At 65.1% G+C, this 22719-nt stretch carries 25 protein-coding genes; 12 read left to right on the top strand and 13 right to left on the bottom strand.

The genetic code is table 11. The features are described 5' to 3' along the window. Positions 1 to 5: 5 nt before the first annotated feature. On the bottom strand, positions 6 to 1088 hold the full coding sequence (locus XI05_RS08530; RefSeq protein WP_271500405.1) for an extensin family protein: 1083 nt from the start codon (positions 1086 to 1088) through the stop codon (positions 6 to 8). Positions 1089 to 1153: 65 nt separating this feature from the next. Between XI05_RS08530 and XI05_RS08525 the strand changes: the two genes are divergently transcribed. Together XI05_RS08525 and XI05_RS08520 are read left to right on the top strand one after the other, a co-directional pair. Continuing rightward, the gene (locus XI05_RS08525; protein ID WP_271500402.1) at positions 1154 to 2782 is read left to right on the top strand and encodes a fatty-acid--CoA ligase; all 1629 of its coding nucleotides are present in this window, start codon (positions 1154 to 1156) and stop codon (positions 2780 to 2782) included. A 266-nt stretch (positions 2783 to 3048) separates the two neighbouring features. Then, a complete protein-coding gene (locus tag XI05_RS08520; protein WP_271500399.1) occupies positions 3049 to 3903 on the top strand; it encodes a DUF1499 domain-containing protein in 855 nt (284 codons plus the stop codon). A gap of 140 nt (positions 3904 to 4043) precedes the next feature. Here the strand turns inward: XI05_RS08520 and XI05_RS08515 are convergent, their stop codons facing one another. From XI05_RS08515 to XI05_RS08500, 4 genes are all read right to left on the bottom strand, one after another. After that, positions 4044 to 4964, bottom strand: coding sequence for an MBL fold metallo-hydrolase (locus XI05_RS08515; protein WP_271500396.1), 921 nt, complete (start codon positions 4962 to 4964; stop codon positions 4044 to 4046). A gap of 132 nt (positions 4965 to 5096) precedes the next feature. Continuing rightward, a complete protein-coding gene (locus XI05_RS08510) occupies positions 5097 to 6311 on the bottom strand; it encodes an acyl-CoA dehydrogenase (protein ID WP_271500393.1) in 1215 nt (404 codons plus the stop codon). 131 nt (positions 6312 to 6442) lie between these two features. Continuing rightward, entirely contained in the window at positions 6443 to 7519 is a 1077-nt protein-coding gene (ribB, locus tag XI05_RS08505; protein ID WP_271500388.1) for a 3,4-dihydroxy-2-butanone-4-phosphate synthase, read from the bottom strand. Between the two features lie 188 nt (positions 7520 to 7707). Beyond that, positions 7708 to 9438, bottom strand: coding sequence for a cation:proton antiporter (locus tag XI05_RS08500; RefSeq protein ID WP_271500384.1), 1731 nt, complete (start codon positions 9436 to 9438; stop codon positions 7708 to 7710). A 67-nt stretch (positions 9439 to 9505) separates the two neighbouring features. On the opposite strand from XI05_RS08500, the gene XI05_RS08495 reads away from it, so the two are divergent. Both XI05_RS08495 and XI05_RS08490 read left to right on the top strand, forming a co-directional pair. Then, complete coding sequence (locus XI05_RS08495; protein WP_271500381.1) at positions 9506 to 10033, top strand: DUF3124 domain-containing protein; 528 nt, start codon at positions 9506 to 9508, stop codon at positions 10031 to 10033. A 52-nt stretch (positions 10034 to 10085) separates the two neighbouring features. Continuing rightward, positions 10086 to 11318, top strand: coding sequence for an aminotransferase-like domain-containing protein (locus XI05_RS08490; RefSeq protein WP_271500378.1), 1233 nt, complete (start codon positions 10086 to 10088; stop codon positions 11316 to 11318). Between the two features lie 19 nt (positions 11319 to 11337). Here XI05_RS08490 and XI05_RS08485 read toward each other — a convergent pair whose 3' ends face one another. Then, positions 11338 to 11610 carry a helix-turn-helix domain-containing protein gene (locus tag XI05_RS08485; RefSeq protein WP_172787337.1) on the bottom strand — a complete coding sequence of 91 codons (273 nt, stop codon included), beginning with the start codon at positions 11608 to 11610 and terminating at the stop codon, positions 11338 to 11340. 158 nt (positions 11611 to 11768) lie between these two features. On the opposite strand from XI05_RS08485, the gene XI05_RS08480 reads away from it, so the two are divergent. Both XI05_RS08480 and XI05_RS08475 read left to right on the top strand, forming a co-directional pair. Beyond that, positions 11769 to 12221: a hypothetical protein gene (locus XI05_RS08480; RefSeq protein ID WP_271500375.1), complete on the top strand. Its 453-nt coding sequence runs from the start codon at positions 11769 to 11771 to the stop codon at positions 12219 to 12221. A gap of 102 nt (positions 12222 to 12323) precedes the next feature. Beyond that, positions 12324 to 12557, top strand: coding sequence for a hypothetical protein (locus XI05_RS08475; RefSeq protein WP_212254669.1), 234 nt, complete (start codon positions 12324 to 12326; stop codon positions 12555 to 12557). 61 nt (positions 12558 to 12618) lie between these two features. Here the strand turns inward: XI05_RS08475 and XI05_RS08470 are convergent, their stop codons facing one another. The 6 genes from XI05_RS08470 to XI05_RS08445 all read right to left on the bottom strand — a co-directional run bounded on the left by XI05_RS08470 (position 12619) and on the right by XI05_RS08445 (position 18066). Then, the gene (locus XI05_RS08470) at positions 12619 to 13437 is read right to left on the bottom strand and encodes an aldo/keto reductase (RefSeq protein ID WP_271500371.1); all 819 of its coding nucleotides are present in this window, start codon (positions 13435 to 13437) and stop codon (positions 12619 to 12621) included. Positions 13438 to 13582: 145 nt separating this feature from the next. Continuing rightward, on the bottom strand, positions 13583 to 15148 hold the full coding sequence (locus XI05_RS08465) for an alkaline phosphatase D family protein (protein ID WP_271500368.1): 1566 nt from the start codon (positions 15146 to 15148) through the stop codon (positions 13583 to 13585). A 112-nt stretch (positions 15149 to 15260) separates the two neighbouring features. Next, positions 15261 to 15680: a hypothetical protein gene (locus XI05_RS08460; RefSeq protein ID WP_260382663.1), complete on the bottom strand. Its 420-nt coding sequence runs from the start codon at positions 15678 to 15680 to the stop codon at positions 15261 to 15263. 109 nt (positions 15681 to 15789) lie between these two features. Then, positions 15790 to 16791: an NAD(P)H-dependent flavin oxidoreductase gene (locus XI05_RS08455; protein WP_172787331.1), complete on the bottom strand. Its 1002-nt coding sequence runs from the start codon at positions 16789 to 16791 to the stop codon at positions 15790 to 15792. 63 nt (positions 16792 to 16854) lie between these two features. Continuing rightward, the gene (locus XI05_RS08450; RefSeq protein ID WP_271500366.1) at positions 16855 to 17592 is read right to left on the bottom strand and encodes an SDR family oxidoreductase; all 738 of its coding nucleotides are present in this window, start codon (positions 17590 to 17592) and stop codon (positions 16855 to 16857) included. A 99-nt stretch (positions 17593 to 17691) separates the two neighbouring features. Then, positions 17692 to 18066, bottom strand: coding sequence for a PRC-barrel domain-containing protein (locus XI05_RS08445; RefSeq protein WP_172787328.1), 375 nt, complete (start codon positions 18064 to 18066; stop codon positions 17692 to 17694). Between the two features lie 145 nt (positions 18067 to 18211). On the opposite strand from XI05_RS08445, the gene XI05_RS08440 reads away from it, so the two are divergent. The 6 genes from XI05_RS08440 to XI05_RS08415 all read left to right on the top strand — a co-directional run bounded on the left by XI05_RS08440 (position 18212) and on the right by XI05_RS08415 (position 22438). Next, positions 18212 to 19999, top strand: a complete 1788-nt coding sequence (locus XI05_RS08440) for a thiamine pyrophosphate-requiring protein (RefSeq protein WP_271500363.1) — start codon at positions 18212 to 18214, stop codon at positions 19997 to 19999. 8 nt (positions 20000 to 20007) lie between these two features. Then, positions 20008 to 20235, top strand: coding sequence for a hypothetical protein (locus XI05_RS08435; RefSeq protein WP_271500360.1), 228 nt, complete (start codon positions 20008 to 20010; stop codon positions 20233 to 20235). An 85-nt stretch (positions 20236 to 20320) separates the two neighbouring features. Next, complete coding sequence (locus XI05_RS08430) at positions 20321 to 20872, top strand: DUF4142 domain-containing protein (protein WP_271500357.1); 552 nt, start codon at positions 20321 to 20323, stop codon at positions 20870 to 20872. A 149-nt stretch (positions 20873 to 21021) separates the two neighbouring features. Continuing rightward, entirely contained in the window at positions 21022 to 21606 is a 585-nt protein-coding gene (locus XI05_RS08425) for a phosphatase PAP2 family protein (RefSeq protein WP_271500354.1), read from the top strand. Next, the gene (locus XI05_RS08420) at positions 21603 to 21950 is read left to right on the top strand and encodes a DUF3147 family protein (protein WP_260382657.1); all 348 of its coding nucleotides are present in this window, start codon (positions 21603 to 21605) and stop codon (positions 21948 to 21950) included. The genes XI05_RS08425 and XI05_RS08420 overlap by 4 nt, the downstream gene beginning before the upstream one ends. Next, positions 21950 to 22438, top strand: coding sequence for a DUF3147 family protein (locus XI05_RS08415; protein ID WP_271500351.1), 489 nt, complete (start codon positions 21950 to 21952; stop codon positions 22436 to 22438). The genes XI05_RS08420 and XI05_RS08415 overlap by 1 nt, the downstream gene beginning before the upstream one ends. On the opposite strand, the gene XI05_RS08410 is transcribed toward XI05_RS08415, so the two are convergent. After that, positions 22435 to 22602, bottom strand: coding sequence for a hypothetical protein (locus XI05_RS08410; protein WP_271500348.1), 168 nt, complete (start codon positions 22600 to 22602; stop codon positions 22435 to 22437). The two genes, XI05_RS08415 and XI05_RS08410, sit on opposite strands and share 4 nt — an antisense overlap. Between the last annotated feature and the right edge of the window lie 117 nt (positions 22603 to 22719).

Genomic DNA, 22719 nt, shown 5'->3' with positions numbered 1-22719 from the left:
CGGTTTCACCGGCGCTTTTTTGTTGCCGATTGGTGCGACCGGCCTTTGTTGCCACCCGCCGCCGGCTTGTCTGCCGGCGCAGGAGGTGTCTCCGCCCCTCCGTCGTGGGCGCCGTCCTTTGCCTCGGGTTTGGCCGCGACCTCGCGCGGCGGTGCCTCCTCCGGACGTTCCGCCGGCAGCAGCGGAGCGACCTGAGGCAGCGGATCCCAGACGTTCCACTGGCAGATCCGGTAGTCGTTGCGCCGCTGGGCGAGATCGAGATGGATGTGGTCCTCGTGGTACCAGTCCGAGCCCGGGCCGAGCACGGTGGAAAAGCGCGCGCAGACCGAATGCAGCACGCGCTCGCGCACCTCGCGCGAGGTGGCGCGGTCGGTAAGGCCGATCGACTGCCCATTGGCGAGCTTGATGGCGCGGATGTCGATGGCATTGGCTTTGCCGTGCTCGGACAGCATCGCCCCAGCGACGCGGTTGCGGCCGCGGCACTCGAAGGAATCGAAATTATCGAGGTCGCTGATGGGCGAGCCGAGGCTGGCGGCCAGGGGCACGATGTCCTTGCGCACCCAATCGGCGAGCGCGGACGCCATGGTGCAGCGAAGGATCGCCGCCGGCTTGACCGTCACCTTGCGCTTGTCCGGCAGCACGATGGCCTCCAGCCGCACCAGATCCTCGCCGCCGCAGGCGCCAGGGCCGCGGATATCCGGAATGGACGGCGCGATCGCGATCTCCTCGGTCAGCGCCAGCCGGCAGGCCGAGGCCTGCTTCTCGGGCGGCGGCGCGGCCTCGGCGGGCTTGTCCGCGCCTGGCTTGTCGGGGGACGGCTTGCCGTCTGCCTGCGGCGCCCCCTCATCCGACGCTTTGGGCGCGTCCTCGGGACGCGGCTTCGGCAGCGGAATCCTGGCGGGGCGAACGGTTGGGCGGGGCTTTGGTGCTCCAAGGTTGAAGATATCGAGCGGCGCAGGATATTTCCGCGCCTCTGCCCTTTCGGCGAGCAGCAATAGCCCCGCCGCAGCGGTAACCATTGCCGCGCCAGCGGACATATAGCCGCGACAAGACCATTTGCGGCGAAAGTCCGGCAGGCTAAAACTCATGTCAATTCTTTGGCCCAACGCTGAGAGCGACAATGCGCCCAGCGACTTCTCGGAGGAACGTCGGAATGCTTGGTTTGATGCAAGATTGGCCCCTGCTCTGCCACCGAATCATCGAACACGCCGCCAGGATTCATGGCAAGCAGGAGGTGGTCACACGCTCGGTCGAGGGTCCGATCCATCGCACCACCTACGCCGAGATCCACCAGCGCGCGCTCAAGGTCTCGCAGATGCTGGAGCGCGACGACATCAAGCTCGGCGACCGTGTCGCAACGATCGCCTGGAACACCTGGCGCCATCTCGAGGTCTGGTACGGCATCATGGGGATCGGCGCCATCTGCCATACCGTCAATCCCCGCCTTTTCCCCGAACAGATCGCCTGGATCATCAATCATGCGCAGGATCGCATCGTGATGACCGATCTCACCTTCGTTCCGATCCTGGAGAAGATCGCGGACAAGCTGCCAAGCGTGGGGCGCTACATCGTGCTCACCGACAAGGCGCACATGCCGGAGACCACGCTGAAGAACGCGGTGGCCTACGAGGACTGGATTGCGCAGGCCGACGGCAAATTCAAATGGAAGGACTTTGACGAGAACACGGCGGCGGCGATGTGCTACACCTCCGGCACGACCGGCGATCCCAAGGGTGTGCTGTATTCGCATCGCTCCAACGTGCTGCACGCGCTGATGGCCAACAACGTCGACGCGCTCGGCACCAGTGCGTCCGAGACAATGCTGCCGGTCGTTCCGCTGTTCCATGCCAACAGCTGGGGCATCGCATTCTCCGCCCCCTCGCAGGGCACCAAGCTGGTAATGCCGGGCGCCAAGCTCGACGGCGCCTCGGTCTATGAACTGCTCTCGACCGAGAAGGTGACGCACACCGCCGGCGTGCCGACGGTGTGGCTGATGCTGCTCCAGCACATGACCGCCAACAATCTCAAGCTGCCGGACCTGAAGATGGTGATCTGCGGCGGCTCGGCGATGCCGCGCTCGATGATCAAGGCCTTCCTCGACATGGGCTCGAACGTCCGCCATGCCTGGGGCATGACCGAGATGAGCCCGATCGGCAGCGTCGCGGCGCTGAAGCCGCCGTTCCAGAATGCGACCGGCGATGCCAGGCTCGACGTGCTGCAGATGCAGGGCTATGCGCCGTTCGGCGTGCAGATGAAGATCACCGACGATGCCGGCAAGGAGCTGCCCTGGGACGGCAAGACGTTCGGCCGCCTCAAGGTCTCCGGGCCCGCCGTCGCCAAGGCCTATTACCGCGTCGACAGCAACATCCTCGACGAGGACGGCTTCTTCGACACCGGCGACGTCTCGACCATCGACGAGGACGGCTATATGCGGATCACCGACCGCTCCAAGGACGTGATCAAGTCCGGCGGCGAGTGGATCTCCTCGATCGACCTCGAAAACCTCGCGGTCGGCCACCCCGCCGTGGCGGAAGCCGCCGTGATCGGCGTGTTCCACCCGAAGTGGGACGAGCGGCCGCTTCTGATCGTGCAGCTCAAGCAGGGCCAGCAGGCCACGCGCGAGGACATCCTCAAGTTCATGGACGGCAAGATCGCCAAATGGTGGATGCCCGACGACGTCGCCTTCGTCGACGGCATTCCGCACACCGCCACCGGCAAGATCCTGAAGACGGCGCTGCGCGACCAGTTCAAGGATTATCGCTTCCCGAACGCGGCGGCGTAATCGTTGGTGCCACCCTCCCCTGGAGGGCGAGGGTCGGCTCGCAGCGCGTCAGCGATGTGAGCCGGGGTGGGGTGACAGTCTCTCCCCAATAGCGGTGCCCGTGCGGAGAGATCACCCCACCCCGCTCGCGCTGCGCGCGATCGACCCTCCCCCTCCAGGGGAGGGTGATCGACCCTTGAATTTGCCCCCGCGCCGTGGTCTCAACGGTCCTATCGTCGCGCCAGATCGGCCGGCATCGCGCCCAACATCCGGCAGAGCTTCACCCGATGGCCCGCAGGTTTTCCGCTCCCTACCAGTCGGAGCCCGTGTCCAGCCTCGCGAGCTGGGCGCGTAATCTGGCCGTGTTCGCGGTGGTGGCGGTGGTGGTCTCGATCATCGTCGTCCGCTTCGATTTCCTGGAGCCGAAGCCGGCGCTTGCGACGTTCATCGGCGGCATCGCGATCGCCGGCCTCTCGATCCTGTTCGGGCTCGCCGGCTTTGCCGCGATCTGGCAGAACGGCTCGCGCGGCATGGCCCGCATCCTGCTCGCCTTCCTGATCGACGGGGCGATCCTCGCCTACCCCGCTTATCTGGCCTTTCAATATCGCAAGCTGCCGGCGATCTACGACATCACCACCGACCCGATCGATCCGCCGCGCTTCGACGCGCTGGCGCGCCTGCGCACCGGCGAGGGCACCAACACCGCGGTCTATGCCGGTCTCTATTCAGCGGAGCAGCAGCGCCATTTCTATCCCGACATCGAGCCCGTCGAGCTCGAGATCCCGGTCGACCGCGCCTATGCGATCGCGCTCCAGCTCGTCCACAAGCGCAAATGGATCGTGATCGACGAGCGCGCACCGCAGCCGCCGCGCCGCATCGGCCGCATCGAGGCGGTCGCGCGCACGCCGATCATGGGTTTCCGCGAGGACGTTTCGATCAGGGTCGTGCCGGATGGCGATGATTCCCGCGTCGACATCCGCTCTGCATCGCGCAATTTCGACAGCGACCTCGGCAGCAACGCCGCGCGCGTCAAGAAATTCATCGACGACCTCAACACCGCCGCCGATGCCGACGCGCTCAAGCCGGTGAAGAAGACCCCGGTCGCACCGCCCAAGGCGCCGGCGAAGACGGTGAAGAAGTGACGCGCCAGCGTCATTCCGGGGGCGATGCGCAGCATCGAACTCTGAGGCGCAATTGCGCATCAGAGGATCCATTCATCCACCAACACTGCAGCCCGATGGATTCCGGCTCACGCTGGCGCGCGCCCCGGAATGACGAGAGTTTAGCCCGCCATCCGATAGGTCCCGCCGATCACGGGATCGCCATCCGTCGCCACCACGCCGCGCGTGACCAGGTCTTCGAGGTGCGCCAGAACGGAATAGCCCGCCGCCGTCGTCAGGCGCGGATCGATGCCGATATAGATGGCGCGGACCATGGTCGGGATGTCGGCCTCGCCCTTGGCGAGGCGGTGCAGGATCGAGGCCTCGCGCGCCTTGCGGTGACGGATCAGGAAGCGCACGAAGCGCTGGCCTTCGGGAATCTCGGGGCCGTGGCCCGAGAAATAGAGATCCTCCTCGCGGGCCGCGAGCCGGTCGAGCGAGTCCATGTAGTCGATCATCGAGCCGTCCGGCGGCGCCACGATCGAGGTCGACCAGCCCATGACGTGGTCACCCACGAAATTGAATTTTCGCTCGGGCCAGGCGAACGCCAGATGATTGGCCGTGTGGCCTGGCGTCGCGACGGCCTCGAGCCGCCAGCCGTCACCTTCCACGACGTCGCCGTGTGCGAGGCTGACGTCCGGGGCAAAATCGCGGTCGGCACCGGATTCCGGATTGTGCTTCTCGCTCTCGAAGCGCGGCCGCGAGGCGCGATGCGGGCCTTCGGCATAGACCGGCGCAGCTGTCGCCTGCTTGATGCGCGCGGTGTTCGGCGAATGATCGCGATGGGTGTGGGTGACGAAGATGTGCGTCACCGTCTCGCCGCGCACCGCATCGAGCAGCGCCGCCGCATGCGCCGCATCGTCTGGACCGGGATCGATGATCGCGATATTGCCCTTGCCGACGATGTAGCTGACCGTCCCCGTAAAGGTGAACGGGCTCGGATTGTTGCAGAGCACGCGCCGCACGCCGGGGCGGACCTCCTCGACGATGCCGGGCTTCAGCGGAAAGTTGCGGTTGAACGGGACGTCGTCATTGTCGGACATGGCTTCTTCTTTGTTCTTTGACGTCATTCCGGGGCGATGCGAAGCCTCGCACCCGGAATCTCGAGATTCTCAGGTGCGCAAGTGCGCACCATAGTTCGCCCCTCGGGCGCCCCGGAATGACGGAGAACCAAATCAGAAAAACGCCTGAATGCCCGTGATCGCGCGGCCCAGGATCAGGGCGTGGACGTCGTGGGTGCCCTCGTAGGTGTTGACCGTCTCGAGGTTATGGACGTGGCGCATCACGTGATACTCGATCGAGATGCCGTTGCCGCCGTGCATGTCGCGGGCGGTGCGGGCGATGTCGAGGGCCTTGCCGCAATTGTTGCGCTTCATGATCGAGATCATCTCGGGCGCGAACTTGCCCTCGTCCATCAGGCGGCCGACGCGGAGCGAGCCCTGAAGGCCGAGCGCGATTTCGGTCTCCATGTCCGCGAGCTTCTTCTGCACCAGCTGGGTCGCGGCGAGCGGCTTGCCGAACTGCTTGCGGTCGAGCGTGTATTGACGGGCACGGTGCATGCAGTCCTCGGCGGCGCCCAGCGCACCCCAGGAGATGCCGTAGCGGGCGCGGTTGAGGCAGCCGAACGGGCCCTTGAGTCCGGAGACGTTGGGCAGCAGCGCGTCTTCGGGAACCACAACGCCGTCCATCACGACCTCGCCGGTGATGGAGGCGCGAAGCGAGAGCTTGCCGCCGATCTTCGGCGCGGACAGGCCCTTCATGCCCTTCTCCAGCACGAAGCCGCGGATCTGGTTGTCGTGCGCGGCCGACTTGGCCCAGACCACGAAGACGTCGGCGATCGGCGCGTTCGAGATCCACATCTTGCTGCCGGTGAGGCGATAGCCGTCCGACACCTTCTCGGCGCGGGTCTTCATGCCGGCCGGATCGGAGCCGGCATCGGGCTCGGTCAGGCCGAAGCAGCCGACCCACTCGCCGCTGGCGAGCTTGGGCAGGTACTTCTTGCGCTGGTTCTCGTCGCCATAGGCGTAGATCGGGTACATCACCAGCGAGGACTGCACCGAGTTCATCGAGCGATAGCCGGAATCGACCCGCTCGATCTCGCGCGCGACGAGGCCATAGGCGACATAGCTCGCATTGGCGCAGCCATATTCCTCGGGCAGCGTGATGCCGATCAGGCCGAGCTCGCCCATCTCGTTGAAGATCTCGCGGTCGGTCTTCTCCTCGAGATAGGCCTTGGAGACGCGCGGCAACAGCTTGTCCTGGGCATAGGCGCGGGCAGTGTCGCGCACCATGCGCTCGTCTTCGGTGAGCTGCTCGTCGAGCAGGAACGGATCTTCCCACTGGAAAGAAGCCGCAGCCGGCTTGTCCTTGGCCTGAGGGCGCACGCTCATGAAACGTCCTTTCGCGTCTGGTTCCGTCTAAATATTGCCCGACAAATTAAAGCGCCGCGGCAACAAGTGCAATTGCATCCTGGATTCGGTCATTCCGGGTCGCGCAACGGCGCAAACCGGAAACGATGCGGTCAGATTTCGAGCTGCTCGTTGGCGAGGATCTCGATGCCGAAGCCCGACAGACCCTTGTAGTCGTGCACCGACGAGGTGAGATGCCGGATCGAGGTGACGCCGAGGTCGCGCAAGATCTGCGCGCCGACGCCGACCTCGCGCCACTGGCGGTTGCGGTCGGCCTCCGTCGACGTCTCGTCCGGCAGCGGCGAAACGGGCACGCCGGCCGCGCCGTCGCGCAAGTAGACCAGCACGCCACGGCCGGCCGTCTTGAAATGCTCGAGCACGGCGGCCATGCGCTTGTGGCCGGTGAAGGTGTCCTTGACGATGTTCGGCTTGTGGAAGCGCGTCAGCACGTTCTTGCCGTCGCCGACGCCGTTGTAGACGAAGGCGACGTGGGCGATGGAATCGAACGGCGAGCGGTAGGCGTAGCCCTGCAAGGGGCCGATCGGGCTGTCGGTGACGAAGGTCGAGACCCGCTCGATCAGCTTCTCGCGCGCCTGGCGGTAGGCGATCATGTCCGCGATGGTGACGTGCTTGAGCTTGTGCCTGGCCGCGAACTGCGCGACCTGCTCGCCCTTCATGACGCTGCCGTCGTCGTTCATGAGCTCGCTGATGACGCCGACCGGCGGCAGGCCGGAGAGCTTGCAGAGGTCGACGGCGGCCTCGGTGTGGCCGGAGCGCAGCAGCACGCCGCCGTCCTTGGCGATCAGCGGGAAGATGTGGCCGGGCCGGGCGAAGTCGTTGGCGCCGACATTGGGATTGGCGAGCGCGCGGCAGCACGAGGCGCGCTCATCGGCGGAGATGCCGGTGCCGCCGTCGGGCTTGTAGTCGATCGAGACCGTGAATGCGGTGGTGTGCGCGGAATCGTTGTGGGCGACCATCGGGTCGAGCCGCAGCCGGCGCGCGTCCTCGGTCGTCACGGGCGCGCAGACGATGCCGGAGGTATGGCGGATGATGAAGGCCATCTTCTCGGCGGTGCACAGCGAGGCGGCGACGATCAGATCGCCCTCGCCCTCGCGATCCTCGTCGTCAGTGACGACCACGAGCTCACCCCGGGCAAAGGCCTGCAAGACTTCCTGAACGCTATCGGGCATTTCCCAATCTCTATCGGTTATGGCCGGGAGGCTTAGCCGGACTTGGGTCGGGGCGCTAGTCTTCCCAGCGCAACCACATATGCCTGAGGGCGGGCCTGCCGACGGGTTTCAGGCTTGCACCGGGCATACCAGCGATATAGGCGCAGATTGCCCGCAAGGAAGGCGGCAAGGATGACGGCCCGACGCCGTCAGGGCAGCACCTCGCGGCGCTCGCCGAGGCGCTGATCGAGCTCGGCGCGCTTGTCGGCGAGCAGGCCGGCCTGGGCGGCTTCGATCACGGTAAACAGCTCATGTGCATCGCTGAGCCGGGTCACGGTGACGTAGCTGGCGCCGGCCTCGTAGAGCGCGTCGACGTCGGCCAACAGGTCGGCCGTGGCGACGATCAGGGCGGTCGGATTGAGCGCGCGGACGTGACGGACCAGCTTCTCGTTGGTGGCGCCCTTCAATAGCGAATCCGGCACGCTGAGGATGATCATCTCGGACTTGCCGATGCCGGCGTGGATCAGCGTGTCGACATTGCTGATGTCGCCATAGATCACGTGCAAGCCGCGCGAGAGCAGGGTCTGGTACACATTGGGGTTGAAATCGACCACGGTGATCTGCTCGAGCAGCACCGGCGTCTGCCGTTCGATCTCGGCGAGAAGCGCGCTCGCCGCACGGAAAAAGCCGAGGATGACGATGCGGCGGGCCTCGCCATGGCCGCCCTCGTGGCCCTCCTCGGGATGGCCGTTGCCATGGTCGAGATCGCGCAGGCCGATCCGCTTCAACGGGCCGATCGCCCAGCGGGTGATCTGGTCGCTGCGGGTCATCACGAAGGTCGAGAGCACCGCCAGCACCACGAAGGCGAAGGAGGCGGCATTCGCCGTCTCGGCCGCGATGTGGTGGTCGGTGACGCCGGTCTGGATCACCACCAGCGAGAATTCGGAGATCTGCGCGAGGTTGAGCGCCGGCAGCAGGCTGGCGCGCAGGCCCTGCTTCATCAGATAGAGCGGCGTGAACGTCGTGACGAGGCGGCTTGCCACCGTGAACGCCGCGATCATCAAGGCAAGACCGATCACCGAGAGGCCCGGCACGGGAATGGTCATGCCGAGCGCGACGAAGAACAACGTGATGAAGAAGTCCCGCAGCGTGGTGACCTTGGCGGTCACGTCGAGCGCGTAAGGGAAGGTCGAGAGCGAGACGCCGGCAATCAGCGCGCCCATCTCGCGCGACAGGGACAGCCGCTCGGCGGTCTCGGCGACGAGAAAGCACCAGGCCAGCGCGCCGAGCAGGATCAGCTCGGGCCGCCGGGCGATCTGGTGGAACAGGCGCGGGAGCACATAGCGGCTGACCAGCAGCGCGGCGGCGACCAGCACCGCGACGCGGCCGATCGAGAGCAGGATGACGCTGACCTGCAGATTGGCGAGACTCGGCTGCACCGCCAGGAACAGGATGGCGAAGATGTCCTGGAGCACCAGCACGCCGAGGGTGATGCGGCCCGGCAGCGTGTCGAGCTCGCGCTTCTCGTAGAGCACCTTGACGATGATGACGGTGCTGGAGAGCGCGCAGGCGACGCAGAGATAGACCGCATCGAAATGCCCGCCACCGAGCGACAGGCCGATGCCGACGAAGAATAGAACCCCGAGCAGGCAGCCGCCGAGCAGCTGGCTGCCCGCCGCGAACAGAATCACCCGCCCTGCCCGCACGATCTTCTTGAGGTCGATCTCGAGCCCGATCATGAACAGCATGAAGATCAGGCCAAGCTCGGAGATGACGCTGATCGATTCCTGCGAATGGACCCAGCCGGCGCCGAATGGACCTATGCAGAAGCCGGCGATAAGGTAGGCCAGGATCAGCGGTTGCCGGGCGAAATGGGCGAGCAGGCCCAGCATCCAGGCAAACAGGATAGAGAGAGTGATGTCGCGAATGAGCTCGTGCATGCCAAATTGGTCCGTTTTGCCGCACCCTAGAGACGGGTTGCGGTGCGGCAAGCGAGCAATTCGTCACATGCGGAATGGGCTCATCGCAGCCATGCTGCTCAGTCCCCTCGCCTTTGCCGTGCCCGCCGCCGCGCAATCCAAGGTCAATATCGAACAAAACTTTGCCGAATCGCTCACCCCACTGCCGAAGGAAGACCTCGCCGTTTCCGGCGGTTTCTACGTGCCCGCCTATTCCAGCGTCGCGATGAGCCAGGGCAAGCTGCGTGTCGACTTCTCGGTGACGCTGAGCGTTCACAACGCCTCCGAGACCCAGCCGCTGGTCATCAAACGCATCGCCTATTTCGACACCGCAGGCAAGCAGGTCGAGAGCTATCTGAAGACGCCGGTGGCGTTGAGGCCGCTCGCCACCGTCTCGATCTTCATTCCGACCGACGACGTGCGCGGCGGGACCGGTGCCAATTTCCTGGTCGACTGGGCCGCCACGAGCGAGATCGCCGAGCCGGTGGTCGAAGCCTTGATGGTTGGCGGCATCGCCAACGCGCATTACGCTTTCATCAGCCAGGGCCGTCCGACCAGGACGGCCGGCAAGAAGTAAGGCGGCCGGTGCAAAGCCGACGCTCAACAAGAACAAAACGAGGAACGCTCCCATGACGTCCAGCTTCGATTTCGCGCCCCTGTTTCCAGCAGGGCTGCCGGCCCCTTCTGCGCGCTGGACGGGCCTTGCCAAATACAGCTTCGTCGGCGGCAACAACGATTCCGAACAGGTGCCGCTTGACGAACTGATCGAAGCGGCCAACAAGGTGCTGCGGCACGAGGGCCGCTCGCTCGCCACTTACGGGCTGGCGCATGGGCCGCAGGGCTACCTCCCCTTGCGCGAATTCCTGGTGACGAAACTCAGGCGCGATGCCGGCATCAGCTGCACGGTCGACGATCTCCTGATCGTCTCCGGCTCGCTCCAGGCGCTCGACCTCGTCAACGCCACCCTGCTCACGCGCGGCGACACCGTGATTTTCGAGCAGGAGAGCTATCAGGGCTCCCTGACACGGCTGGCGCGGCTCGGCGTCAACGTCGTCGGCATTCCCCTCGATAAGGACGGCATGCGCATGGACCTGCTGGCCTCCACGCTGGCCGACCTGAAGCGCCGCGGCATCCGGCCGAAATACATCTACACCATTCCGACGGTGCAGAACCCGACCGGCAGCATCATGCCCGAGAGCCGCCGCACCGAGCTGGTGCGGCTCGCGACCGAATATGGCGTGCCCATCTTCGAGGACGATTGCTATGCCGACCTCGTCTGGTCGGGGCAGCGGCCGCCTGCGATCTACGCGATGAGCCCGAACGGCGGCGTGATCCATATCGGCTCGTTCTCGAAATCGATCGCGCCGGCGCTGCGCGTCGGCTTCGTCGTGGCGCCCTGGGAGGTGATGTCGCGGATGCTGGCGCTGAAGACGGATGCGGGCTCCGGTGCGCTGGAGCAGATGGTGCTCGCCAGCTATTGCAAGCCGCACTTTTCAACCCACGTGCCGGCCTTGACCAAGGCACTGCGCAGCAAGCTCGACACGCTGATGGAAGCCCTGAACGAGCAGTTCGGGACCGCCGCCGAATTCGAGGCGCCCAAGGGCGGCATCTTCCTCTGGGTCAAGCTCCCCGACCAGGTCGATACGCTGAAGCTGTATCAGGCCGCGCTCGCCGCCGGCGTCTCGATCAATCCGGGGCCGGAATGGTCGACCAACAAGGGCCATTCCGCATCGCGGCTGCGGCTGTGCTTTGCCAGCCCCTCGCACCAGCAGATCCGCGACGGCGTCGCCGTGCTGGCCGAAGTGTGCCGCAAGGAGTTCGGCGTGCCGGCGCGTAGCGCCAATGTGGAGAAGCGGGCCTGAGGCCTGGTCGAGCGTCTCCTCACGCCGCCTGTGGCTGACTGCCGTGGATCGCGGAAGCGAGCCGCAGCAACAGGACGATGGAGACGTTGCCCTTGCCGGCCTCGATCTGGGCGATATAGCGCTCGGAAATCCCGGAGCGGCGGGCCAGCTCCCGGCGCGACAGGTCGCAGCGGGTGCGCGAGGACCTCAGGCGGTCGCCCAGCTCGGCCAGAAACGCGGTCTCCGAATAGGGCGGCACGGCACAGCTCCCCGGCAGCACTTCGCCCGCAAAATCCATGACTTGATTCAGCATTGCTCTATCCACGTTCGCCTTCGGGAAATGCCATCTTACCTTCGAAACGCCCTGCCTCATTGACGCGGATCAAATTCGCGCGCGATCGACGACGGCCGTGGACGACTGCGCTCGGAATGCTAGACTTCGCAATTCGTCGAGGCGGGGTTTCTCAGGACATGATGCGTTGTTCGGGTCGCTGGATCGCGGCTGCGGTGCTGTGGGTCGCGTTCACCTCCTCGGCCGGTGCCGAGACGCTGGCCGTGACGGTGGAGCAATGGGGCCTGCTCGGCTCCTGGGCGGTCGATTGCGCGGCCCGGCCAGACCGCGACAAGGGTGCACTCCTGAGTTACGAGATCCGGAAAGACGGCCGGGTGATGTACCGGCGCAATTTCGGCCAGGCCATGGACGAGAACGAGATCGTGTCCGCCACGGTCAATGCCGAGGGCCTGCTCAATGTGATGGTCTACTTCCCCTTGCTGCGTCAGGCGCGCGAGTTCGGGCTGCTGTTGCAGAAGGACGGCAGTCTGCGCGCGATCTATAATCGCAGCGAGCGCGGCGAGTACACGATCAGGGACGGCAAGTACGTCGCAACAGGTGCACCGACGCCCGCGCAGCAGCGCTGCGATTAGCACGCCTTCGTCTGAACATCCGTTCAGAATTCTCTCGCCGTTCCTCCGGAACGTTCGCGCAAATCTGCGGTTTAGATGTGCATTCGTTTGGAGGAGGACATCATGAAGAAGCTTGGTTATGTGGTTGCGGCTCTCGGCGCGATCGTGATCGCGGCGCCGACGCTCGCCAGCGCAGAGACGGTGGTGATCAAGCGCGGTCATCATCATCACGGCCCGTACGGCGCTCGCGCCGAATACCGCATGCACCATGACCGTGGCTGGCATCATGGCTGGCGCCATCGCGGCGACAAGGTCGTCGTGATCAAGCGCAGCCATCGCCACCATCACTGGGACTAATGCGCAACGCGACAAGGAAATGGCCCCTCACGGGGCCATTTCTATTGCCTGATCACTCAAGCTAGTCCCACGCCGGCGCGAAGGCTGGATTGACGCAGCGTCGGTCTTTCGCCAGCGCGGCGATCTTCTTGCGGTCGGCATCGTCGAGCGTGATCTTCAGCGCGTCGAGATTGGCCTGCTGGCTCTCGCGACGCGAGGCCTTCGGGATCGCGGCGACGCCGTCCTGGTCGAGCAGCCATTTCAACGCGACCTGCGCGGCGGTGGCATTGTGCCTGGCGCCGATGTCGGCCAGCACCGCGTCGGTCGCGAATCGTCCCTGCGCGAGCGGACAATAGGCAACCAGCGGGATCGACCTCGCCTGGAGAAAGGCGAGCACCTTCGATTGATCGAGCATGGCGTGATATTCGACCTGGTTGCAGGCGATCGGCGCCTTGATCTCCTCGACCGCGATCTTGAGCAGCGCGGTGGTGAAATTAGCAACGCCGATGGCGCGCGTGCGCCCCTCCTCCTTGAGCTTCATCAAGGTCTCGAACACCGCGCCCCAGTTTGCGGCCTTCGACGGCCAGTGCACGAGATAGAGATCGACATGGTCGAGCCGGAGCTTCCTGAGGCTGGCGTCGAAAGCGCGGCGGATCGCATCGGGGCTGAGGTTCTCGTGCCAGACTTTCGTGGTGACGTGCAGCTCACCGCGCGGCACGCCGGACGCGGCGATGGCCGCGCCGACCGCCTCCTCGTTGGCGTACATCTCGGCGGTGTCGATGTGGCGATAGCCGATGGACAGCGCGCTCTCGACCGCGGCACGGCAGGCATCGCCCTGCATGCGGAAGGTGCCGAGGCCGAGCTTGGGCATGCTGATGCCCTGTGTTTTCAGACGGTCCATGAAACAGGCTCCCGAGATGTTCAGCCCACCGGATGCACGCGGCGATGCCGCGTAAGCAGACTTTCCGGTGATGGAAAAGAAGTGGCGGGAAGCCTCACCATAGCGCCGGAGGAGCACGGCGGCCAATCAAGATCGGGTTAGCAGCCTACGAATGCTGCGCCACCAGCGACGGATGCACCTGCGGCTGCGGCACGATGTCGACCGACCAGAGGTCGCAATCATCGACGTCCTTCAGGGTCACGGTCATCACGCCGGTCGGGCCATCGATATCGACCTTGCCGAAGAATTGCAGGCCGAAGCAGGGCGCCAGATTGTCGCCCTGCGCGGCGCTGCAGCCATGCTGGTACATCGCGACCGGGCCGAAGGTGTCGTCGAGCTCGCCCGGGCTCCAGCTGCCGGCATGCAGCGGGCCGGAGACGAACTCCCAGAACGGCTCGAAATCCTGGAACTGCGCCTTGTTCGGATCGTAATAGTGCGCGGCGGTGTAGTGCATGTCGGCCGTGAGCCAGACGATGTTGCGGATGCCGGCGCGCTTGATGGAGGCGAGCAGATCGGCGATCTCGTGCTCGCGCCGGTCGGGCGGCCCATCGCCGAGCGCGACCGCATCCAGGCTGATCAGGCCGATCGGCAAATCGGCCGCGATCACCTTCCAGGTCGCGCGTGAGGCGGCAAGCTCGCGCTTCAGCCAGGCGAGCTGCTCGGCGCCCAGGATCCAGCCGCGGTGATCATCGCCCTTGTTCCAGCTCTCGTCGCGGTAGCTGCGCATGTCGATCATGAAGACGTCCAGCAGCGGGCCATAGGCGATCTTGCGATAGACGCGGCCATGCTGCGCGCCGATGTTGCGGATCGGCATGAAGTCGAAGAAGGCTCGGCGGGCCCGCGAGACCAGGCGCGGGGTGCCGTCGTCCTCGTAACCGGCGTCATCAGAGGTCCCGATCGGCGACCAGTCGTTGGTCACCTCGTGATCGTCCCATTGCGCGAACATCGGGACCTGCGCATGGAAGGCGCGGAAATGTTCGTCGAGGTGGTTGTATTTGTAGTTGCCGCGGAATTGCGCCAGGGTGTGCGCAACTTCGGATTTCTCTTCCGTGACGATGTTGCGCCAGGTCTCGCCGTTCGGCAGCTTCTGTTCGGAAGGGATCGTGCAGTCCGCGTAGATGTGATCGCCGCAGTGGACGAAGAAATCCGGACGGTTGTCGAGCATGGTCCGATAGCTGCGATAGCCGCCGCGGGAGACGTCGATGCCCCAGCCCTGCCCCGCGGTGTCGCCGGACCACAGGAACGAGATCGACTGGCGCGCTGCCGGCGCGGTGCGGAAATGGCCGACGCTGCTTTCGCCGGCAAGACCGGTGGCGATGTCATCGAAGCGGACACGGTAGAAGATGTCCTGCCCGGGCGGCAGATCCGCCAGCAGAAGCTTCGACGTGAGATCGGCATCGGGCAGCGCATCGCCGGAAGCCGAGGCGATAATGGTCTTGAAGCTCTCGACGGTCGAGCATTCCACCTGCATCCGCGCAGGCCGGTCGGCGCGCGCCCAAATCACCGCGGAGCCGCCGGAGACATCGCCGGACTGGATGCCGGCTGCGATCTGCGGCCGGTCGGCGGCGCGGCTCAAATCAGGCTTCGCGAGCGAGGCGATGGCGAGACTGGAGGCGGAGCGGACCAGGAACTGCCGCCGGGTCCATGCGCGCGAGGCGCGGAGCGTTGCCATTCAGGAGACCTTCGTCGAATCGCGACGGAAGGTGCCTGCGCTCCTTGACTCCCAGCTTACAGTTTCTTGACTCCGCGCCTACGGTTTTGCGACGCGGGGATGACGCCTGTGATCACCGCTTCCAGTTGCAGATGCCGCCGGAGCGGCATGGCCAGGTCTGGATGCGGGTGTCCATCGCCTGCGCATCGAGCGGATTGCCGCGGCGGTGGGCAAGCTTGGCGCGGGCCGCGCCGCGCGGCGGTGTGCTCGCAGCATGCGCGGCCTTCGGCTCGGCCACACGAACGCGTTCGGCGGCAACCTTCTTCGGCACCTCGACGGGCTCAGCGCGCGCCTGCGCCTCGTTGCCGCCACGCGCTTCGAGCGCGACCGGGGCGAAGTGCGTCTCCGGCCCGAGACGTTTCGGCGACAGCAGGGCCTTTGAGAGATCGAGGCCGAGATATTCGTCGGGCTTGTAGTCGTCGGCGCGCGCAACACCGGCCCCTGCGACCACGAGGGCAAAGGCAATGGCGAAGTGAACACTTTTCAGGACCACGGATGCCTCCTGAAATCGATTTATGAAAGGGGCAATTTACCCCTATCTAGGAGACGCCGCGCGCATTTCCAGCGGTCAAATGCCGCCGTGGTTAAGAAGTTTGACGGTGTCACGCGACCTTTCGCGTCGCCCCCGTCCCGTCCAGGAACCCCAGCAGGCGGCTGCGGATGATGGTTTCCGCTTCGTCCATGATGCGATCGATCAGCTCCTTGCAGGACGGGATGTCGTGGATCAGGCCTGCGACCATGCCGCAGCTCCAGGCGCCGGCGTCCATCTGGCCGTCCAGCATGATCTTGGGATAGACGCCCGCGACCTGGTCGTGGATGTCGTCGATCGTGAGCTTGGCGCCCTTCTCGCGCTCGATCTCGAGCAGGCGGTCGACATTGGCGTTCTTCAGGACGCGCTCGGTATTGCGCAACGCGCGCATGATCAGACGGGTGTCGAGCTCGGTGGCCGCGACCAGCGCGTCCTTGACGTTCTGGTGCACCGGCGCTTCCTTGGTGGCGATGAAGCGCGTGCCCATGTTCATGCCCGCCGCGCCCAGCGAGAGCGCCGCGACCAGGCTGCGACCGTCGGCCATGCCGCCGGAGGCGACGAACGGGATCTTCAACTCCTCCGCCGCACGCGGCAACAGGATCATGTTGGGGATGTCGTCCTCGCCGGGATGGCCTCCGCACTCGAAGCCGTCGACGCTGACGGCATCGCAGCCGATGCGCTCGGCCTTCAGCGAGTGGCGCACCGAGGTGCATTTGTGGATGACCTTGATGCCGGCGGCCTTCAGCGCCGGCATGTAGGCTTCCGGGCTGCGGCCTGCGGTCTCCACAGCCTTGATGCCGCCCTCGACGATGGCCGCGATGTATTCCGGATAAGGCGGCGCCGAGAAAGCTGGCAGGAAAGTGAGATTGACGCCGAACGGCTTGTCCGTCATGTCGCGGCAGCGCGCGATCTCCTTGGCGAGCAGCTCCGGCGTCTTCTGCGTGAGACCGGTGATGATGCCGAGCCCGCCGGCATTGGAGACGGCAGCCGCCAGCTCGGCAAAGCCGACGAAATGCATGCCGCCCTGGATGATCGGGTGCTCGATGCCGAACAGTTCGGTGATCGCGGTCTTCACTGAAGGTCCTCCCGGAATTTTGCTTGATGTTGAGATCAGTCTAGCCGGACTTTCCCGCCGCGGTCACCATTTCTCTCCGAAGGGGCGGATCTCCATCTCGAAGGTCCAGGCGCTCTTCGGCTGCTGATAAAGCTGCCAATAGGCGTTCGCGACCGACGACGGCGGCATCAGGAGGTCGGGATCGTCAAGCGCATCCGGGCCGAGCGCCTCGAACCGGCGCTGGCGCACCCATTCGGTGTCGACGCCGGAATCGATGATGAGATGGGCGACGTGGATGTTCTTCGGCCCGAGCTCGCGCGCCATCGCCTGCGCCACCGCGCGCAGGCCGAACTTGGCGCTGGCAAAGGCGGCAAAGCCGCTGCCGCCGCGCAAGGACGCCGTGGCACCGGTGAAGAAGATGTTGCCGCCACCGCGCGGCAGCATCAGCCGCGCCGCCTCGCGGCCCGCAAGGAAGCCGGAATAGCAGGCCATCTCCCACACCTTGCGAAACACGCGCTCGGTGGTGTCGAGGATCGGGAAATTGACGTTGGCGCCGACGTTGAAGATGCAGACTTGGAGCGGTGCATGCTTGTCGGCGTCATTCAGGAAGGCGATGACCTCATCTTCCTTCCGCGCATCGAGCGAACGCGCGTGGATCTCGCCGCCTGAGGCTTCGATATCCTTCACCAGCGGCGCCAGCTTGTCACCGTTGCGGCGGCCTGCAAACACCGTGAACCCCTCCGCCGCGAATTTCTTGGCAATCGCGGAGCCGATGAAATCACCGGCCCCGATGACGGCCGCAGTGGCGTTTCGCTTGGACAAGATCGCCTCCTCCGGTAAGCCGCACTGCGAGCGTACGGCGTTTATGTGCCGGAGGCTATAGTCCAAAATAGAACTGTCAGGCGGCGGACCTCTCGAAGCTCAAGCGAAGGGAACGCCGTAATAGGAGTTGATGCCGCGCACGGCGGCGTCATCACCCCAGTTCCAGTCGGTCTTCTCACTATATTTCGGCGCGCCTTCCAGATCCTTGGCAGTAATCGCGGTTACGTAACCGCCGAGCTCGGTGTCGTACTTCAGCGACTGCCAGGGCAACGGATAGTGATCATTGCCGAGGCCGAGAAAGCCGCCGAAACCAAGCACTGCATAAGAGACCTTGCCGCTGATCTTGTCGATCATGACCCGTTCGATCGATCCGATCTTGTTGCGATCGGCGCCATAGACGGCGGTTCCCTCGACCTTGTCGCTTCCGATCAGCCGGCCCATCTCGTTGCGGTCCAGTTCACCCTGATTCAGCATCGTCATTCTCCACTCAGCCATTTGGAAATCAACCGAAAGGGGTGAGTGATCGTTCCGGCGCGTGTTCCGCAAATGCTTGGGAACATCGCCACAAAGAACCGGTTCTCTGAGACGACCGAGGCCGCAACAAAGAGAGCCGCCCGCAATGTCCCAGACCGTCTCCGACTTCATCATTCAGCGCCTGCACCAATGGGGCGTGCGCCACCTCTTTGGCTATCCCGGCGACGGCATCAACGGCGTGTTCGGCGCGATGAACCGGGCCGACGGCAAGATCGGCTTCGTGCAGGCGCGGCACGAGGAGATGGCGGCGTTCATGGCGACCGCCTACGCGAAATTCTCGGGCGAGCTCGGCGTCTGCATTGCGACCTCCGGCCCCGGCGCCTCGCACCTCGTCACCGGGCTGTACGACGCGCTGCTCGATCACCAGCCGGTGCTGGCGATCGTCGGCCAGCAGGCTCGCAATGCGCTCGGCGGTCACTATCAGCAGGAGCTCGATCTTCTCTCGATGTTCAAGGACGTCGCAGGCGCCTATGTCATGCAGGCCTCCTCGCCTGCACAAGTGCGACACCTGATTGATCGATCGGTGCGGATCGCACTGGCGCGGCGCACTCCGACGGTCATCATCTTGCCCAACGACCTGCAGGAGGAGCCTTACGAGGACCCGCCGCGCGCGCACGGCACGCTGCACTCCGGCGTCGGTTACAGCGCGCCTAAAGTCATCCCTCGTGATGCCGATCTCGACCGTGCCGCGGAGATCCTCAATGCCGGCAAGAAGGTCGCGATGCTCGTCGGCGCCGGCGCACTTGGCGCCACCGACGACGTCATTGCGGTCGCCGACCGGCTGTCGGCCGGCTGCGCCAAGGCATTGCTCGGCAAGGCCGCGCTGCCCGACGACCTGCCATGGGTCACCGGCTCGATCGGCCTGCTCGGCACCGAGCCCAGCTACAACATGATGATGGAATGCGACACGCTGCTGATGGTGGGCTCGGCCTTTCCCTACGCCGAATTCCTGCCGAAGGAAGGCAGCGCGCGCGGCGTGCAGATCGACATCGACGCCAGCATGATGTCGATCCGCTTTCCCATGGAGGTCGGCCTCGTCGGCGATGCCGCCGAGACGCTGCGGGCCTTGTTGCCGCGGCTGAAACCCAAGAGCGACGGCGCCTGGCGCCAGAGCATCCAGGAGGACGTTGCGACATGGTGGAAGACATTGGATGACCGCGCGCATCAGCCCGCCGCGCCGGTCAATCCGCAGCTCGTCGCCTGGGAATTGTCACCGCGCCTGCCCGACCGCGCCATCATCACCAGCGATTCCGGCTCATGCGCCAATTGGTTCGCGCGGGACCTCAAGATGCGGCGCGGCATGACGGCCTCGCTGTCCGGCGGCCTCGCCTCGATGGGCGCTGCGGTGCCTTACGCGCTCGCGGCCAAATACGCCCATCCGGACCGCCCCGTGATTGCACTCGTCGGGGACGGTGCCATGCAGATGAACAACATGGCCGAGCTGATCACCGCTGCGAAGTATTGGCGCGACTGGAAGGACCCGCGCTTCATCGTGTGCGTCTTCAACAACGAGGATCTCAATCAGGTCACCTGGGAGCAGCGCATCATCAACGGTGATCCCAAGTTCGAGGCTTCGCAGCGCATTCCCGATGTCTCCTATTCGCGCTTCGCCGAGCTGATCGGCCTGCGCGGCATCTTCGTCGACAGCCCACAGCTGCTCGGCTCGGCCTGGGAGCAGGCGCTTGCGAGCGAGATGCCCGTCGTGCTGGAGGTGAAAACCGATCCCGAGGTGCCGCCGCTGCCGCCGCACATCACCTTGCAGCAGGCCAAGAACTTCTCGCTCGCCCTGATGAAGGGCGACCCGAACGAAAGCGGGATGATCAAGGGAGCAGCGCGGCAGGTGCTGGAATCGATTCTGCCCGGAAAGCAATGAGGTGAGCCATGAGTGACTTCCGCGATATCAGGCACGGCGTCAACGACCCCGTCGATGGCGTCGACGTGAAGTACCACATCAACGACAACCGGACGCCGCACGAGCGGGCGCAGCGCCATGCTGACGTCCGGGCCGACGCAACCGCTGCGCCGGCCGAACCGTTCCTGCCCGAGCGGCTTCGACGCAAGCCGACATATCCGATCAATCCGCGCACCGGACGCAATCCCGCGGATTAGCCGTTAGGAACCTCGGCTCCGGCGGCGTGTTGGTCGGCGCACGTCGCGGGCAAGCGGCCGCGCGACCTATGGGAAGGATTTGACCATGAAACGCACAATCATCGCGCTTGCCTGCATGGTTCTCGCAGGCCCGGCCCTCGCCCAGTCGCTCGGCGAAAAGACCGGCGTGAATTCGGTGCTCGGCGTTGCGCCTGCGACCGCCGACTTCGTGACCCAGGTCGCGATCAGCGACATGTTCGAGATCGAATCAAGCAAGCTCGCCCAGCAGAAGGGCAACGCGGAGGAGAAGACCTTCGCGCAGCAGATGATCACCGATCACACGAAGACGAGCAGCGAGCTCAAGGGACTGGTCGGCAATGGCAAGGTGCAGGCCACGCTGCCGACGGCGCTCGACAGCTCGCATCAGAGCAAGATCGACAAGCTCAAGAACGCGAGCGGCAAGGATTTCAGCTCGGACTACAATTCCTATCAAGTCAGCGCGCATGAAGATGCCGTGTCGCTGTTCGAGCGTTACGCCAAGGGTGGCGACAATGCCGAGCTCAAGGATTGGGCCGGCAAGACGCTGCCAGCGTTGAAGCACCACCTCGACATGGCCAAGAACCTCGGCAGGGCGCCGAGCGTCGGCCAATCCAAGTAACACATTGCGGCAGGACGCCGGCCGTCCCGGCGTGCTTCCCGGCAGCGCGATGAGAAAGGTCATCGCGCTGCCTGTCGGTTGCGCCTAGGAACCTTCCTTGTCTCCAGGCTTTACAAAACCGTCATGGAGGATATCTCGCCGACGGACCGATGGCCTTAGTAACAGTCAAACCCACCCGGATCGATACGGCGATCGCCAACGAGATCGCGCACAATACCAACTCGGGGCTCGAGCATGCCGCCCAGGCCATGACCTGGGGTGCCGACGAGCATATCCTGGTCGCACTCGCGGCGACGGGATGGCTCTACACCCGCCTCCGGCATCCGCAGCAGCGCCCCCTGGCCGATCACGTTCTGATCGTGTCGCTGGTGACGGCCGTGTTGCCGCATGTCTTGAAATCCGTGTTCGATCAAACGAGGCCCGACCGGCTGACGGTGAGCGGCCACTGGCGCGGTGTTCCCTTTTCGGGGCGGGCCCGCGACGCATTTCCCTCAGGTCACGCCGTGCATATGGGCGCCCTTGCCTCGGCCGCCGGCCTGTTGCCGCCGGCTCGCCGCAGCCTGGCGCGCTCCTTTGCCGTAGCGCTGTCCCTGACGCGCCTCGCGCTGCTCGCGCACTGGGCCAGCGACGTCGTGGCAGGCTTCACGCTCGGCATCATCGTCGAGCGATTGCTCAGGCCGTTCACGCTGGCGACGTCACGGCAGCGGCGCGAGGGCTCGGAGGGACAGCCATGACCGAGTATCTCGTGCGCTTCGTCGCCGGCGGTCTGATCGTATCCGTCTTCGCGATCTTGGGCGACATGCTGCGGCCGAAGAGCTTTGCCGGGCTGCTTGGCGCAGCGCCGTCGGTGGCGCTGGCTACTCTCGGCATCGCCGTGGTCCAGCACGGACCGCAATATGCTGCGGCCGAGAGCTGGACGATGATCTATGGCGCCATCGCGCTCGCCTGCTACAGCATCGTCGTCTGCCACCTCCTGATGAGGCTCCGTCTCGGCGCGCTTCCAGCAACGATCCTCGCCTTTGCCGCATGGCTCGTGGTCGCCTTCGGCCTGCTCGCCGGCCTGGGAGGTGCGGCCTGATGCTGGTGAAGCTATCGACATCGGCGCTGAAACAGACGCGGTGGTACGAGTACGCCATTCGCTTCGTGCTCGGCGGCGGTGCCACGGCACTCGCGGGCGTTATCGGCTCGAAGTTCGGCACGGCCGTCGGCGGGCTCTTTCTTGCTCTTCCGGCCGTCTTCTGCGCCAGCGCGACACTGATCGAAAGCCACGAGCGTCACGCCAAGGAGAAGGCCGGCCTGAGCGGGCGCCGTCGCGGGCAGAAGGCGGCGGCGCTCGATGCCGCCGGTGCCGCACTCGGCAGCATCGGCCTCGCCGCGTTCGCCGCCATCTTCTATGCCATCGTCGAGGCAAGCGCCGTATTCGCTTTCATCGCGGCGCTGACGGTCTGGGCCATCGTTTCCGTGTCGGCCTGGTGGCTCAGGCGCAAGCTTCGCATTGTCTCCCACAAATCACGCCGATCAGGCCATTCGCCGTCGGCAACGGGCTCTCGCTACGCGAAGCCCTAGTTCGCTTTCGCCCCCGTCGAGGGCTGCGATTGCGGCGGCTGGAGGCCCGGGCTGTTGGCCCAGCGCTCGACCTCATCGATGATCTTCTGCTGGCTTGGCCGCACCGGCCCGGGCGCCGCGGGTTCTTCGGAAAGCTTGCGAGGCAACCTGACTTCGTCCGTCATGGTCTCTCTCCTTCGGCGAACAATGCCTCTCGTCGTGGCGCGCTTCTAAATCATTGATTTTATTTTGTTTTCTTACTCATTTGGAGGCTTTGTCGGCTTTCGCGGAACTCTCACCAA

The organism is Bradyrhizobium sp. CCBAU 11357 (genome assembly GCF_028128865.1).
GTDB lineage: Bacteria > Pseudomonadota > Alphaproteobacteria > Rhizobiales > Xanthobacteraceae > Bradyrhizobium.
This window is presented reverse-complemented; position numbering and strand designations above follow the sequence as displayed.

Coding starts and splice junctions, on each gene's coding strand:
- XI05_RS08430 (WP_271500357.1), top strand. CDS start 20,321: ATGAAACGCACAATCATCGCGCTTGCCTGCATGGTTCTCGCAGGCCCG.
- XI05_RS08515 (WP_271500396.1), bottom strand. CDS start 4,964: ATGTCCGACAATGACGACGTCCCGTTCAACCGCAACTTTCCGCTGAAG.
- XI05_RS08490 (WP_271500378.1), top strand. CDS start 10,086: ATGACGTCCAGCTTCGATTTCGCGCCCCTGTTTCCAGCAGGGCTGCCG.
- XI05_RS08480 (WP_271500375.1), top strand. CDS start 11,769: ATGATGCGTTGTTCGGGTCGCTGGATCGCGGCTGCGGTGCTGTGGGTC.
- XI05_RS08420 (WP_260382657.1), top strand. CDS start 21,603: ATGACCGAGTATCTCGTGCGCTTCGTCGCCGGCGGTCTGATCGTATCC.
- XI05_RS08440 (WP_271500363.1), top strand. CDS start 18,212: ATGTCCCAGACCGTCTCCGACTTCATCATTCAGCGCCTGCACCAATGG.
- XI05_RS08435 (WP_271500360.1), top strand. CDS start 20,008: ATGAGTGACTTCCGCGATATCAGGCACGGCGTCAACGACCCCGTCGAT.
- XI05_RS08525 (WP_271500402.1), top strand. CDS start 1,154: ATGCTTGGTTTGATGCAAGATTGGCCCCTGCTCTGCCACCGAATCATC.
- XI05_RS08470 (WP_271500371.1), bottom strand. CDS start 13,437: ATGGACCGTCTGAAAACACAGGGCATCAGCATGCCCAAGCTCGGCCTC.
- ribB (WP_271500388.1), bottom strand. CDS start 7,519: ATGCCCGATAGCGTTCAGGAAGTCTTGCAGGCCTTTGCCCGGGGTGAG.
- XI05_RS08445 (WP_172787328.1), bottom strand. CDS start 18,066: ATGCTGAATCAGGGTGAACTGGACCGCAACGAGATGGGCCGGCTGATC.
- XI05_RS08475 (WP_212254669.1), top strand. CDS start 12,324: ATGAAGAAGCTTGGTTATGTGGTTGCGGCTCTCGGCGCGATCGTGATC.
- XI05_RS08410 (WP_271500348.1), bottom strand. CDS start 22,602: ATGACGGACGAAGTCAGGTTGCCTCGCAAGCTTTCCGAAGAACCCGCG.
- XI05_RS08415 (WP_271500351.1), top strand. CDS start 21,950: ATGCTGGTGAAGCTATCGACATCGGCGCTGAAACAGACGCGGTGGTAC.
- XI05_RS08495 (WP_271500381.1), top strand. CDS start 9,506: ATGCGGAATGGGCTCATCGCAGCCATGCTGCTCAGTCCCCTCGCCTTT.
- XI05_RS08500 (WP_271500384.1), bottom strand. CDS start 9,438: ATGCACGAGCTCATTCGCGACATCACTCTCTCTATCCTGTTTGCCTGG.
- XI05_RS08530 (WP_271500405.1), bottom strand. CDS start 1,088: ATGAGTTTTAGCCTGCCGGACTTTCGCCGCAAATGGTCTTGTCGCGGC.
- XI05_RS08520 (WP_271500399.1), top strand. CDS start 3,049: ATGGCCCGCAGGTTTTCCGCTCCCTACCAGTCGGAGCCCGTGTCCAGC.
- XI05_RS08510 (WP_271500393.1), bottom strand. CDS start 6,311: ATGAGCGTGCGCCCTCAGGCCAAGGACAAGCCGGCTGCGGCTTCTTTC.
- XI05_RS08485 (WP_172787337.1), bottom strand. CDS start 11,610: ATGCTGAATCAAGTCATGGATTTTGCGGGCGAAGTGCTGCCGGGGAGC.
- XI05_RS08465 (WP_271500368.1), bottom strand. CDS start 15,148: ATGGCAACGCTCCGCGCCTCGCGCGCATGGACCCGGCGGCAGTTCCTG.
- XI05_RS08425 (WP_271500354.1), top strand. CDS start 21,022: ATGGCCTTAGTAACAGTCAAACCCACCCGGATCGATACGGCGATCGCC.